The sequence below is a fragment of the Robertmurraya sp. DFI.2.37 genome (assembly GCF_029211245.1).
GTDB lineage: Bacteria > Bacillota > Bacilli > Bacillales > Cytobacillaceae > Robertmurraya > Robertmurraya methanolica_A.
In genome coordinates this window covers 38582-52524 of the sequence record NZ_JARGEJ010000031.1, presented here as the reverse complement: position 1 = coordinate 52524, position 13943 = coordinate 38582, and the positions used below count along the sequence as shown (strand labels likewise).

11 protein-coding genes, 1 pseudogene and 1 CRISPR repeat array are annotated in these 13943 nt (G+C 37.1%); of the genes and pseudogenes, 2 read left to right on the top strand and 10 right to left on the bottom strand.

Going from position 1 to position 13943, the window contains the following annotated elements; translation table 11 throughout:
• Window positions 1-265: 265 nt before the first annotated feature.
• From PZE06_RS16050 to PZE06_RS16040, 3 genes and pseudogenes are all read right to left on the bottom strand, one after another.
• Window positions 266-907 (bottom strand): Vat family streptogramin A O-acetyltransferase, encoded by a 642-nt coding sequence (locus tag PZE06_RS16050; RefSeq protein ID WP_018664385.1) that lies wholly within the window; start codon window positions 905-907, stop codon window positions 266-268.
• Window positions 908-1210: 303 nt separating this feature from the next.
• Window positions 1211-1597: pseudogene (locus tag PZE06_RS16045) on the bottom strand (GNAT family N-acetyltransferase); the annotation flags it as partial.
• Window positions 1598-1633: 36 nt separating this feature from the next.
• The gene (locus PZE06_RS16040) at window positions 1634-2497 is read right to left on the bottom strand and encodes an alpha/beta fold hydrolase (RefSeq protein ID WP_018664383.1); all 864 of its coding nucleotides are present in this window, start codon (window positions 2495-2497) and stop codon (window positions 1634-1636) included.
• 176 nt (window positions 2498-2673) lie between these two features.
• Between PZE06_RS16040 and PZE06_RS16035 the strand changes: the two genes are divergently transcribed.
• Complete coding sequence (locus PZE06_RS16035; RefSeq protein ID WP_018664382.1) at window positions 2674-3261, top strand: TetR/AcrR family transcriptional regulator; 588 nt, start codon at window positions 2674-2676, stop codon at window positions 3259-3261.
• Between the two features lie 837 nt (window positions 3262-4098).
• On the opposite strand, the gene rlmD is transcribed toward PZE06_RS16035, so the two are convergent.
• From rlmD to PZE06_RS16005, 6 genes are all read right to left on the bottom strand, one after another.
• Window positions 4099-5481, bottom strand: coding sequence for a 23S rRNA (uracil(1939)-C(5))-methyltransferase RlmD (gene rlmD / locus PZE06_RS16030; protein WP_150948500.1), 1383 nt, complete (start codon window positions 5479-5481; stop codon window positions 4099-4101).
• Window positions 5482-5514: 33 nt separating this feature from the next.
• A complete protein-coding gene (locus PZE06_RS16025) occupies window positions 5515-6363 on the bottom strand; it encodes a DNA-3-methyladenine glycosylase family protein (RefSeq protein ID WP_095314550.1) in 849 nt (282 codons plus the stop codon).
• A gap of 91 nt (window positions 6364-6454) precedes the next feature.
• Window positions 6455-7252 (bottom strand): delta-lactam-biosynthetic de-N-acetylase, encoded by a 798-nt coding sequence (gene pdaA, locus PZE06_RS16020; RefSeq protein ID WP_095314562.1) that lies wholly within the window; start codon window positions 7250-7252, stop codon window positions 6455-6457.
• Between the two features lie 568 nt (window positions 7253-7820).
• Window positions 7821-8516: a CRISPR direct-repeat array (repeat unit 32 nt; unit sequence GTCACACTCTATATGAGTGTGTGGATTGAAAT).
• A gap of 60 nt (window positions 8517-8576) precedes the next feature.
• Window positions 8577-9119 carry a CueP family metal-binding protein gene (locus PZE06_RS16015; protein ID WP_170943665.1) on the bottom strand — a complete coding sequence of 181 codons (543 nt, stop codon included), beginning with the start codon at window positions 9117-9119 and terminating at the stop codon, window positions 8577-8579.
• A gap of 160 nt (window positions 9120-9279) precedes the next feature.
• Window positions 9280-10824: a fumarate hydratase gene (locus tag PZE06_RS16010; protein ID WP_150948497.1), complete on the bottom strand. Its 1545-nt coding sequence runs from the start codon at window positions 10822-10824 to the stop codon at window positions 9280-9282.
• Between the two features lie 467 nt (window positions 10825-11291).
• Window positions 11292-11414, bottom strand: a complete 123-nt coding sequence (locus PZE06_RS16005) for a hypothetical protein (RefSeq protein WP_263641562.1) — start codon at window positions 11412-11414, stop codon at window positions 11292-11294.
• Between the two features lie 533 nt (window positions 11415-11947).
• On the opposite strand from PZE06_RS16005, the gene yfkAB reads away from it, so the two are divergent.
• Window positions 11948-13069: a radical SAM/CxCxxxxC motif protein YfkAB gene (gene yfkAB, locus PZE06_RS16000; RefSeq protein ID WP_095314546.1), complete on the top strand. Its 1122-nt coding sequence runs from the start codon at window positions 11948-11950 to the stop codon at window positions 13067-13069.
• A gap of 62 nt (window positions 13070-13131) precedes the next feature.
• Here yfkAB and PZE06_RS15995 read toward each other — a convergent pair whose 3' ends face one another.
• Window positions 13132-13878, bottom strand: a complete 747-nt coding sequence (locus PZE06_RS15995; protein ID WP_483314069.1) for a YfkD family protein — start codon at window positions 13876-13878, stop codon at window positions 13132-13134.
• Window positions 13879-13943 lie beyond the last annotated feature (65 nt).

The following is a 13943-nucleotide window of genomic DNA, read 5'->3' as shown; positions in this document are numbered from 1 at the left end:
ATCTCTTTTCAATTTCCCCACCGAAATCACTCCTTTAGCTTTATACTTATGATTCTATCAAATAAAAAACTGTGTGAGTAAGGAATCGTACGCATTCCTCACTTACACAGTTAATATTACACTCCCGATTTTCTACTTAAATTACTTTCTTAACCTTTTGGTACAAAACCCACCAAGTAAGTCATCATCCACACTACTTTTCGAGAGTGAAGTATTTTAGAATAAAGATCAGAAGAACCTATTAAGCATCCAGTCCGATCTTAATTTAATTGTTCTTTTTCAATTTATCTATATGTCCACCTATTATGAACTCGAGATTATCACTAATTTTCTTAGAATCCCAATCCCACCACTTTATTGTTAGCCAATCCTCTATTACTTTATCTGAATAACGTTTTTTTATAACTATCGCAGGATTTCCTCCAACAACTGTATAGGGGGCTACATTTTTTGTAACAACTGATTGTGCAGCAATTATTGCTCCATCTCCAATTTTGACTCCAGGCATAATTGTTACATCTCTTCCTATCCATACATCATTTCCGACTTCAGTATCTCCTTTAATCGGCAGGTCGTCTAAGGTAGGTACATACATATCCCACCCACTGCCAAACAAATGGAATGGATAAGTAGAGCCATCCATTTGATGGTTCGCTCCATTCATAATAAAGGTTGTTCCTGGACCTATCGAACAAAACTTTCCTATAATCAGTTCATCACCTATTACTTCATAGTGATATAGAACTTGTTCTTCAAATGACTCTCCATGTTTACTATCGTAGTACGAATAATCCCCAACAGAAACATTTTTTCTTGTTATAGTTGGCTTAATAAATTGAACATTTTTATTTCCTTCTAATGGAAATGGAGTTTGTGGATTTGGTCCAGGAAAATTATTAGCAGACATAAACTCACTCCTTTATATCATTGTTTAAAGATGACTTGCTAATTTAATCACAACGAATTATTTCACACAGGCCGAGGCAGCGGTCGTTTTTTCCATTTCCCCTACTAACTGGTTAAAGTCTATTTTTTTATAGTCAAAAAATGCTTAATAATGTTACTCGAAGTATGAATCAATTAAGAAATGGATTAAACTACCATGAAAGATATACTTTTAATAGAGGGGCTCTAAAAACGGAACAGCTGTATCATCTCCAATTCTAGAACTTCTTCAGAAAAAACCATATTGAACACCAATAAAAAAGATATAATATTCAGGATGCCCTAAAACAACAACCGAATTAAATCTAAGCTCTTTTGCCTTTTGCAATGCTTTACTAATCAATAATTTACCTACGCCTTGATTTTGATATTCTGGTAGGACAGATACAGGTGCAAGAGCGAGTGACTCTACAACTTGATCTTCATTTTTAATTTTTATCTTGGATAATAGAATATGTCCCACTTGTTTGTTATCATCATTATCCATCGCCACTAAAGATAATTCTGGTATAAATACGTTTGAATTTCTAATACGAGACACCAAATGATGTTCATTTTTATCACTGTGCTCCGCATTAGCGAATGCATTCTTTACCACTTCTTCAGTTATTTTATAGTCTTTCACCTGTTCTTGTTTAATTACTATGTTCATTTCTTTATAGCTCCTGTTCAAGTACATATTTTTACTTTACTCTTTCCCTAGAAATGTTGTAATAACTCGGGTAAACTCTTCCGGTCTCTCTTTCTGTGGCCAATGTTTACACCCTTCCATTACATACAGCTCGGAAGCCTTCATAGCCTCATGTGCTTCAAACGCATGTTTAATAGGAACTGAGGTATCTTTTGACCCATGAACGATTAATGTCCGTTTTTTAATTTCAGATAGATTTTCTGCCAACTTAGTTCTAAGTCCTGTGCGTGTAATCTCACTTCTCTGGAATGACATAAATGCTTTACCAGCATGTGGTGCTTGTAAAAATCCATAAATTTCATCTACAAGTTCTTCTGATACATTATTAGGATTTCCAAATAAACTATTTAGCAGCGTCCACTTCACAAATCTTCTGCTTTTACTTGACCATTTATACGAAAGTTCATTGAGGAATGATTGTGTATACCAATAAGTGAGAAGATGATAAGGAAGTTTACTAAATAGCCCCCACGCACCTACTAATACTAGCTTTTCTACTCGAGCTGGATATTCGAGCGTATACCCAAGAGAGATTCCTCCACCTAAAGATAGTCCAACCAAGTTAGCCTTCTCAAGGTGAAGACGATCTATTATTTGATTCAATATATCAATGTAAAAGGAAAGTGAATATTCCACATTAGGTTTATCACTTTCTCCATACCCAGGAAGGTCAGGAGCAAATACACGGTGATTTTTTGATAAAGGACCTAATACCTCACTCCAAGATATATTTGCTGAATCAACTCCTGCACCATGCAAAAGTATCACAGGAGAACCAGATTCTCCAGCTGTATAGCAATTGACATTTATATCATTTAATTTTAGTTTTATCGTTTTAATTTCTGGAAAGTTTCCTATCATAATATTAATCCTCCACAGCATTTTAATAGATTCATGTTTCATCGCCTTTAAATTATGAACTATTTTAACTCGTTTATTTCATAATATACAAAAACTATTTTTTCTGCAACAACTTATGAACTATTTTTATTGTTTTATTACATAATTTTTATTAAACTAACATTGAGGTGAAGAAAATGGATGGGTTTGAAAAACGTAGGGAACAAAAGAAAAGAGACATTTTAAATGCCGCATTAGCCCTATTCATGGAGTATGGATTACAAAAGGTATCTATTACAGAAATAGCTAAAAAGGCCAATGTATCGCAAGTCACCATATATAATTACTTTGAAAGTAAAGAAAATCTAGTTCGTTTAGTTTTTAAGTTTTATGTTGATCAGATATGGGATGAACAAAAACATCTATTAGTTAATGACCTTCCATTTAATGAGAAGATTAAAAAGATTATATTTGAAAAAGGTATTGCCGCTAATCAAATAAGCGAACGATTTTTTCAAGACTTTATGAAAGATTATGCAAGTGGGCAGAGTTATGTTGAAGAAGTATATCAAAAGGAAGCCCTTCCACTCTTCATTAAACTTTTTAATGAAGGTAGAGAACAAGGATATATTGACTCTGAGATATCAGATGAAGCTATTTTATTCTATTTAAAGATGTTTCAAGAATATTTGCAGCGTGAAGATGTTGCCACAATGACACTTCCAATTGCTGAGGATCTTACCAAGTTATTCTTTTACGGCATAGCAGGTAAGAAAGAAGATTAAGACCTTGTTTACCAAGTAAAGTTGGGTAGGAATTCTTAAATTAAGTATTTAATAAAAATGAAGACTTATTTTCGGAATTACTCCTTGGGCTTATCCTCGATTAAACCAAACAAAAGCATTTGAGAAAAAACTTTACTGAGGGAATTTTCAAACTATAATTCAAGTAAATGTTCTTAAAGAAATATTTTATCAAAATAAGGAGTTGAATCTTGTTTTAGATTCAACCCTTCATTTTTTATCTATATTTTCTCTCTTTTTTCTTTTAAGAACTTCCAAATGTTCATTTTAACGATATTCGGATCAGAGTCGGTAATGTTTATTTTAATTGAGAGATTTACTTTTTAAACAGACAATTTTCCACCATAAGAATAATCATTTGCTAAAACCCCACCCCTCCAACCCGCATTCCACCGTTTCACTCATAATAATGTTTTGCTACAGACCCCTCATTTTTATCCAATTTTGGATTAAAATCGGTCGTTTTTCGGGCCTTTTTCGGCTGTTTTTTCACGGTTTTTTCGGAGTTGGAATAAAGTTTTGCCATAATAGAGGGAAGAAAATGGTTGAGATAAGAGGTAAAGAAAAAAGATAAAAATAGTGGAAAAATTATTGAGATTATATTGATTAGTATATTGGATAAACCCACTATTATCAATCGGTTTAGGTACATATATGTATTGAAATGATATTGAAAAAGACATAAAAAACTCGGGATCCTGATGTGGAAAAACCGAGTTTTTAATGAGTTTTATATTGAAAAAGCAAATGTTTATTTTGACAGTATTGGTGGTGAAGTTAGCAAGAGTTTATTTTGGTTGCCAAGAGATTAATATTTATCTACACCACCCTAGACATCCACGCCACACACTCAACATGCGCCGTCTGCGGGAACATATCGACAGGCTGCATATATTTAACTTTATACTTCGGTGCTAGTACAGCTATATCCTTTGCTAACGTTGACGGGTTGCAGGAGACGTATACTACTTTCTTTGGTTTGACTTGTAAAATCGTTTTTAAAAGTTGCTGGTCAAGACCTGTTCTTGGCGGGTCGACGATAACCACATCTGGCTTCCATCCTTGCTTGACCCATTTTGGCATAACCTCTTCTGCTTTTCCAACTACATATTTGGCATGCTTAATGCCATGACGTTCTGCATTTTTCTTCGCATCCTCAATTGATTCGCGAATAATGTCCATGCCACGAATTTCTCCCGCCTGCTCTGCCATCCATAAGCCAATTGTGCCGACACCACAATAGGCATCTACTACTTTTTCCGTACCGGTTAGCCCCGCTGCGTCTTTTACTTCATTGTAAAGTCTAATCGTTTGTTCAGGATTCAATTGAAAAAAGGTTCTTGCTGATAGCTCAAATTGGAGATCCCCTAATGTCTCCTGAATAAAGTCTGCACCTTCAAGTGTGATTGATTGATCACCAAAAATAAGCGATGTTTTTTGTCCATTAACATTTTGAACGATCGATTTGACCTCTGGAACCGCCTTTTTAATTCTCTCGATTATTAAATCTTGTTGCGGCAGATTCTTTTGTGATGTAATTAAGACAATTTGCAGTTCACCTGTCTGAATTCCTACCCTTGCGACAATCGTTCTGACAATTCCTTTTCTTGACCTCTCGTTATATATTGGAATTTTCAAGTCTTGTAAAACTTGTTTCACCGCTTCAGTCGCCTTATTTGTCAAGGGATGCTGAACGACACATTGCTGGATATTCACAAGTTTATGGGAATTGATTCCATATAGTCCCGCTAATATTTGCCCATCGCGGTTTCCCACTTGGAATTGGCTTTTATTACGATAATTCCATGGATCGTCCATGCCAATCGTTTCTCGGATGTCCATTTGTGCTACCGGTAGCTTTGTATGCCGCTCAAGTGCTTGAATGACAATATCACGTTTCTCTTTCAGCTGTTGATCATAGCGTAAGTGCTGAAGCTGACAGCCACCGCATTCTTCGTAAACAGGACATGGGGGCTGCACGCGATAAGGAGATTTCTTTCGGATTTTTTTGATCCGACCTTCGGCAAACTTGGGCTGCACCTTTGTTGCCTCGACGACGACCTCTTCACCTGGTAACGCACCTGGAACAAAAACGACTTGCCGCTTGAAATAGCCGACCCCTTCTCCATTAATGCCAAGGCGCTTAATCGTTAAGGGAAAGGTTTGCTTAGGCTCGATTTTCACAGTTTGTTCTTTTTTCATTGTTGTTCATCTCCATTTATTCGTTCTACAAAATTACCCCACTTCTTCAATGCTTCTCCATAAGTACAAAGAAGCGAAGCTTAAATATGGCTCCCAACCCTTTTTGTATAAGTCAATCTCCTCTAGCGTCGGTTTTCTATCAAGCTCATACAGCTTCTTCAACGCATTTTGCAGCCCAATATCAGCGGCAGGAAAAAGATTCGGCCTTCCTAATCCAAAAATCAAGAGGTTTTGCACAGTCCACGGTCCAACTCCACGGAGCTTAATTAGCTCGTTCATAATTTCCTCATCTGATTTATCATAAAGACTTTGCAAATCTAACTTTCCGTCCACAATCGCTTGAGCTATACCAATCACATACTCAGCTTTACGCCCACTAAATTGAAGTTCTCTTAAATCTGCGATGTTTAAATGCGCTACCGTTTCTGGCTGTGGATAAAAATAGACTCCGTCTACTTCAAAGCCAAAGGTTTTCACAAATCGTTCCGTAAGCGTATGGGCGAAAGATAAATTCAATTGCTGATGGATGATAGACTTCAGAAGACAATTGTACGGATCAAAATCTAATACAAGCGGCGTTCCTCGGTGATCTTTAAAAAGCTGTTGAAGATCAGTCGTTTGAAAGTGGTCATCAACTTCCGTAAGTGACTGCTTCCATTGGAAAATATGAGTCAACCTCTCGATTATCTCGTTATTTTCCTCATCGATCCTAAACTCAGGCTCATCTGTTGTACCTATTGCTGTCACTTCCGCCACTAGTGGCTGGTCTTTTATGATGAGCGGTACCTTAACACTCCTCTTAACCTTATTTATCACATGAAGAGGATCAAGGGAAAGTCTGTCTAATACTGAATCAAAATTATACGGCCCTAAAATTCGCATTGTTATCCCACCTACATAATTTGCTCGTATTATAGCATTTTTTGCAGGTAAATACGAAAAAGCTCCCTCGCAAAAGGAGCTTTGACATGTTTTAAAACAGCATCGGCTCTTTAATCAATTTTCTTTTTCTGAGATCATCTAAGCTTTTAAATGTGTAGCCCTTCTTTTTTAAATCTTGAATAGCCTGTTCCAAAGCATCTGCATTATCCTTTGACACTGTATGGAGAAGGATAATGGCCCCTGGATGAATTTGTCTCATAATATTGTCATAAGCATATTTGGCCCCTTTTTGCTGGTCAACCTTCCAATCGACAAAAGCAAGGGACCACATCACATGGGTATAGCCTTGTTCCTTCGCTAATTTTAATGTTCTTTCACTCAAAATTCCTCGGGGCGGACGAAGATAGACCATATTTTTCACCCCAGTAAGCTCTTCCGTTTTAGCACGAACCATTTCGAGTTCTCTCTTTAAACGCTCGTTATCCACCTTTGTTAAATCTGGATGGTAATAGGAGTGGTTGCCGATAATATGTCCTTCTTTCGCCATCCTTTTTACTAATTCAGGCTGGCTTTCCAAATAATGCCCGGTAACAAAAAAGGCTCCTGGTACCCCTTCACTTTTCAGGACATCCAAAAATTTCGCTGTATAGCCATTTTCATAGCCGTTATCAAAAGTTAAATATATATCTTTCGTCGCTGAGTCCCCTTTATAAAAAGCATCATACTTTTCTAATAGCGCATCCAATTCTTGCCCAGCTTCCGCAGGCTGCTCATTTTTCCCTTTTTTAAAGCCCCAATGGATAGGTGTATTGCTAGTACTAGCATAAGCAGATGTGGCAATAAAAAATAACAGTGTAAGTAATCCTATATAACGACCTCTTTTTAACATCATTTTTTCGTTCTGCCTCCTAACACTTTTTCTTTATTTTTTGTTAGAAAGGTACGAAAAATGATATACAGATATTAGCAAATAAGACAGTTGCAATCTTCATGATTTCTAAATGCGAGCAAGCAAAGTCAAGATTGCAATTATAACAAACGAAAGTGGAACAGAGAATCCCTCTGCTATTCGCTATTCCAAGGTAGCCTAAACAGAAAAACTCAGCATATTCTGGTGTAAATTCGATTTACTTATAATATAACTGCTACCTGAAACCCTTATTATTATCTGATATAATGTTAAAAAAGGATTTGTTTTCTCAATCCTCACTTCTTTACCTAATAACAGCTAAACTTTTTACATAAAGAGTTTTTATATTAAAACACTTAGAATAAACTGTAATAATTCAGTGCGAATGTGAAGCGCACATGATTTTCCTAGGGGATTCGCACCTTGAAAATAGCAACTATTCCTCTTACCGGCATTATCCTATTCCATTTTTTGCCCATAAGGCCACAAAATGGCTTTTATCACACGACAATAAGTGTAATTTTACTTTTTTTGTTTAAAAATCGCTGTCACACTCTATATGAGTGTGTGGATTGAAATACCGATCATGATTTAGCTGCTCTCACTTACTTTGTCACACTCTATATGAGTGTGTGGATTGAAATAGAAGAAAACACGCTAATTTACCGAGGGTCAAGGTCACACTCTATATGAGTGTGTGGATTGAAATCTCTAGGCGAAGATTTACTTGATAATCTAATTCATGTCACACTCTATATGAGTGTGTGGATTGAAATTCGGAAGATCCGGAGCGAATTAAGTCGCTATACCTGTCACACTCTATATGAGTGTGTGGATTGAAATATCATGACGCGTTGCTCATGCAAGTGCTGTACAAGTCACACTCTATATGAGTGTGTGGATTGAAATGTACCAAGTCCTACAGGCTCACCCAAGTAAATATGTCACACTCTATATGAGTGTGTGGATTGAAATTTTTCCGAGATTAATTGCGTAAAAAGGGTCTGCTGTCACACTCTATATGAGTGTGTGGATTGAAATCCATGCTACTGGATTGGCGTCTGTTCCTTATGATGTCACACTCTATATGAGTGTGTGGATTGAAATGAGACTTTTAGAACGATTGGATAGAGGATGACGAAAAATGTCACACTCTATATGGGTGTGTGGATTGAAATCGGATTTATGACGAGAGCAGGATTTACAACATCGTCACACTCTATATGAGTGTGTAGATTGAAATACTTCCTGCAAAAAAAAGATAAGCGGGTATCCAAAAAATATTGGACACCCGCTTATCTTTTTAATTTAATTGCATGGTAGTTATACAAGTCCCATCATTCTCAAAAGTGGATAGCTCGGATTCGACTGTCTTGCCATCGTAAGAAATCGTAACAGTGTACGTTTTTTCCCGTGGAAGCCATAAATCAAAAAATCCATTTGGAAGGGACGTTATTTTTTCATCTATCATCACTTTTCCATCTTCGTCTTCAATATAGACATCAAATTCTTTTTCGACCAGTTCTCCTTGACAACCTGTCAAGCTATGATTTGTTCAAGGATGGGTCTCATGAATATATGGAGCGATCGATACAAAAAACTCCTCTTCCGGTAGCTCATACACTGTCTCTTCATCAGTTTCTTCATTCGTGACAATTAATTGTGTAGCAGTAATAGAGGCCGTTTCACCTTCAACACTTCCAGTACTGTACTCATTCACCAATTTTTTAATGTCTACCGAATCGTTATTGCTAGAAGGTGCTGCATTATTTCCATTATCTTCAGAACTGCAAGCTACTAGTAACATTCCGGTAAACAAAATAAGAGATAGAACTTTTAATTTCATACTGCTGTCACCTCTCATTTCAAATTCCCTTATTATCGTATTATACTATTTCTCCATCGTTTGAATATTGTTTTCCCAGACTTGACACAATATCTTCAACAAAAATAAGGCAAAAAAATGAAGACCCTTGATTTCTGTTAGGTCTTCATTTTCTCTCATATTAAAATACTCTATCTTTAAATTGTGCGAGTTTTTCCAAGGAAGATTTATCAACATCCTGGTGGAGACTATTCCCGTGAGCATCCATTGTAACAACTGCTGTAAAGCCTTCAACAGTTAAATGCCACATTGCTTCTGGAATCCCAAACTGCATTAAATCAACACCGTCAACAGACTTAATACAATCTGCATAGTACTGTGCAGCTCCACCAATCGCATTCAAGTAAACCCCACCATGTTCTTGAAGCGCTGCCAATGTTTTTGGTCCCATTCCACCTTTACCAATAACAGCACGGATACCAAATTTCTTCATAATATCTCCCTGATAAGGCTCTTCACGAATACTTGTCGTCGGACCGGCCGCTTTTACATTCCATTTCCCATCTTTATCCTTAAGCATTACTGGACCGCAGTGATAAATAATTTGCCCATTTAAATCAACAGGTGCATCATTTTCGGATAAGTACTTATGGATAGCATCACGTCCCGTGAACATCCTGCCGTCAATGCGAACAACATCACCGACTTTTAATTCACGAATTTGTTCTTCCGTAATCGGTGCCTGTAAAGTAACGACTTTTGTATCAGTTTCAGTTGTGGTAGCAGCTTCTTTTTCTGCTTCTTGTGCAAAGTCAATCTTGTCCCCTTCTTGGTAGAGCCACTCGTTGATTTCACCAGTCTCCGCATTCACGGTTACTCCTAGGCGACGAAATGCCCAACAGTTATAAGCGACAGAAACGAAAAAGCTAGCAGGAATTCGGTTCATTACGCCGATTTTACATCCAAGCAACGTCGTTTCACCACCGAAGCCCATCGTTCCAATCCCTAATTCGTTCGCATTTTCCATAATATACTCTTCCAATTTCCGTAAATCCTCATGTGGATTTACATCATCATTGGAGCGGAATAACTGTTCCTTTGCAAGGTCATAGCCTGAAGAGCGATCTCCACCAATTCCAACGCCAATAAAACCAGCGCTGCAGCCCTGACCTTGTGCTTGATAGACTGAATGCAAAATACATTTTCGAATTCCGTCTAGATCGCGGCCAGCCCGACCTAGCCCTTCAAGCTCACATGGCAAGCTATATTGAATATTTTTATTTTCACAGCCTCCTCCTTTTAAAATAAGGCGGGCATCAATATAATCTTTTTCCCATTGCTCGAATTTCACAACTGGAAGCCCAATTCCGAGATTATCGCCGCTATTTTCCCCCGTTAAAGAGTCTACAGAGTTTGGGCGAAGCTTCCCATCTTTGGTCGCTTCTGCAATTGCATTATAAATAGCTTTTTTCAACTCAATTTGATTGACCCCAACAGGTGTTTTAATTTTGAAAGTTGGCAGGCCTGTATCTTGGCAAATCGGTGATACATTATCATCAGCCATCTTAATATTATTTGTAATCGTGGCTAAACTCATTGCCGCTCGAGTTCCTGCACTCTCCATTTCCTTCGCAGCTTTAACTGCTCGACGAACATCCTTAGGTAAATTCGTTGAAGTTTCAACAATTAGCTCATACATACTTGCTTGAAACTTTTCAATATTCATCCGTGATCCCCCTCTTTCCCTTTTGAAAACCTCTTTGTTCGATGAAACGTAACGCTTACTTTAACCCCTTAATTTAAGTAAACGTTTTAGTAATATCATTTGAATATTACAATAATTCCCCGTTTTTATTATACTCCGAACAGCATTCGAATGAAAGACAAGCGATTCTAAGTTTACCCACTTAAATATAGAATAAATTAGATGCTGTGAGCGAACATTTTTTCTTAATTATTGCAAAACTAATAATCTTCACCTTTTAGGAATTGAGAAGTAACGTTCTCCTTTGTTTCTTACCTATTATTAAACTGTTCATTAATTTCTTCTTGAGATGTTTTAAAGGATTCTTCTATTTGTTTTAATTTTTCAGTGAATGTCTTATCCTTTTCTCGATAAATATTACCATAAAAGTTTGAATGCTCATCATGATAAACTTCAGAATCTAGTGTTTACGTTTTATTTAGAATAATTTATGCTTGTTTGTTGGAATATTTCTGAACCGTTTCCTCGTTTAATTCGACTAAAAGGACGCCCCCAACAAATTCTTGCAAAAATTGTTGAATCTGATTTAAGTACCGAAGCGAAAGAAGCACAGATTAAGCTCCTATTCGTTGAAACATTCTTCCTGAATTACCGCGAACGACGACATTTGCGCCAAGAGGAAAAATCGACTTAGAAAAATTTGAAGGAACACCCAACTTAAAAAACGTGAGATTTCTTTAAATTACATGAGCCCCTAAAATAGTGACTTCAACATATATTTCATTAAAAAAAAACATTAAGAAAAGAGGCTGTCAAAAAGCTTGGCTTTTCAAACGCCTCCTCTTAAAGTTCATCGTCAATCTCTGCTTTAAGAAAACGACTTGATCGCCTTTTTCTTTTATCGGACTTCCCAACATAATTCGCTCCTTTCAGCCATTGCTCGTCTCCAATCGTACACATAAACATGGTAATGATGCAATAACGATTTTTGTTTATTTCTATCGTTATATTTCTGTGCATATATTTGATCTGAAACATTTTCCGTAAAACCATTGACAGAAGTAATCATGAAAACTGATAATAACGAAGTGCATTTATACATGGTCCTTTTGACCATTTTTGTTTAGAAAAAGGAGTTTTTACAATGAACGCAAGTACAAAGGCCATTACCCCAAGCTTCGATCCATGGGAAGCTTACATGGACATAGAGCAATATCAAAAATTAACTTTAACCAACATTGAATTTACGACAACCACTCTTTGCAATATGCGCTGTGAGCACTGTGCAGTTGGCTACACATTGCAACCGAAAGACCCTGAAGGCCTTCCAATTGATCTATTAGTTAAACGGCTCGACGAAATCCCAACTCTCCGGTCTTTGAGCATTACCGGCGGAGAACCGATGCTCTCAAAAAAATCAGTTGAGAACTATGTACTTCCATTACTTCAGTATGCCCACGCACGGGGAATTCGTACACAAATTAACTCGAATTTAACCCTTGACCTTGAACGCTATGAAAAAATAGCTCCTTATTTAGATGTGTTGCATATTTCTCACAACTGGGGAACTTTAGAAGATTTCGTTGAAGGTGGATTTGCGATGATGGAGCGCAAGCCCACACCCGCACAGCGAGCAATTCTTTTTCAACGAATGATTGAAAATAGCCGTGCTCTATCTGAATCAGGTGTCATGGTCTCGGCCGAAACGATGCTGAGCAAAAGAACTTTGCCTTATTTAGAGGATATCCATCGTCAAGTAGTGACAGAAATGAAATGTGGAAGGCATGAGATCCACCCGATGTACCCATCAGACTGGGCCTCAAACTTAGAAGTTCTAACCCTTGAACAAATTCGTGATGCCATCCATCATCTCTTGGATATCCGTGATGAAAAAACGTGGATGCTTTTTGGAACGTTGCCATTTTATCCATGTAATCAGGATGAAAAAGATCTAGCACTTTTACAAAGATTGTATAAAAGTAAAAATGTGACCGTTCGCAACGATCCTGATGGTCGCTCACGACTAAACGTAAATATTTTTTCAGGTGATGTTATTGTTACCGATTTTGGGGATACTCCTCCCCTCGGCAATATTCAAACAGATTCACTTTCTGTAGCTTATGAGAGATGGATGGAGTCCGATTTAGCTAAAAGCTTGAATTGTCATTGTCCAGCCGTTCGTTGCTTAGGTCCCAATGTATTGGTGAAAAATAGCTATTACAATGGCACCGACTTTCAACAAAGAACAGCAAATATCACAATATAAAGTACAGTAGCTTCTTGGAAAAATACGAAAACGTCGAACCACGGGATTCGACGTTTTTTTATTTACCTTGGTCGCTCGGTTGCGACAAATCCAAACGAAACATAATCCTGAACAGGAATCCATGCACCAATTCCTTGAGAAGTTACATTTTTGACGATAATCATCTTTTTATTCCCTTTTAACATTAAATAAACTTCTCCATACGTCACTTTCCCCTTTTCACTAACTGCTGGAACAAATCCATATAAATACCCCAATCTTTTTGGAGGGATATTATAATATTGATCTTTTTTCGTTCCTGCCCCGACCACTGTTTCAAACGCAAGGGGGAGATTTGTTTTCTTTGCAGCTTCAAGGAGCATCATTTTTTTTACATCCTCAGCTTGTGGTACCTTAGCCGTTAATCCACCTTTTACGACTTTTTGTGCTTCTTGAACGTAATGGATTTGATAATTTGCTTTTCCACCGCGATTATCATAGTAATTTGTATTAATCTTTTGGTATTCCCAATTTGCTGAAGTCTCTGTCGATTCATAGCTAAGCGGCCATTGTCCTAAATAAATAACAGCTCGATAGCCAAAGGCAAAAGGTGTGCTGTTTACATTGGTTTCATTGAGCATTCGAATTAAATCTGGATTTTCAATTTTTACTTTTGAACTAGATATGAGTTCTTCTGTTAGCTCACTCGGCTGCAGCGTTGGCAAATCCTGTGTCGGATTCGGATAAGTGTTTTCCTTTGTAATATTTAATACCGAACTTGGGATCTTTATCTCTTCTTTCTTTGCAGCAGAGACAGATATAACAGTCATTTGGATCAATAGTAACCCAATAAAGATACTAGAAACCAATTTTTTCATGATGAGTCGAACTCCTT